Origin of the sequence: Streptomyces niveiscabiei (genome assembly GCF_001419795.1) — a bacterium.
GTDB lineage: Bacteria > Actinomycetota > Actinomycetes > Streptomycetales > Streptomycetaceae > Streptomyces > Streptomyces niveiscabiei.
On sequence record NZ_LIRL01000015.1, the window covers coordinates 12,556 to 12,853 of the forward strand.

1 pseudogene is annotated in these 298 nt (G+C 75.8%); it reads left to right on the forward strand.

Going from position 1 to position 298, the window contains the following annotated elements:
- Positions 1 to 298 (forward strand): annotated as a pseudogene (locus AOK24_RS49510) (Cmx/CmrA family chloramphenicol efflux MFS transporter); the annotation flags it as partial.

Sequence of the window (298 nt, forward strand, 5' to 3'; positions counted from 1 at the left end):
CGCCGACCGGGCGCCCTTCGCCGTCCTGCTGACCGGCATGGGCACGGTCGCCGCCGTGGCCGCCACCCTCGCGCTGACCGCCGGCACCCCGGCCCTGACCATCCCGCTCACCGTCCTCCTCGCCGCCGGGGGCTTCGCCACGAACCCGGCGGTCAACGCCCGCGTGTTCGGCGTCCTCGGCGAGACCCGGACACTGGGCGGCGCCCTCAACATCGTCGCCTTCAACGTCGGCATCGCCGTGGCGCCCTGGGTGTCGGGGCTGGTCATCGAGACGGGTCTCGGGCTCGCGGGGATCGGC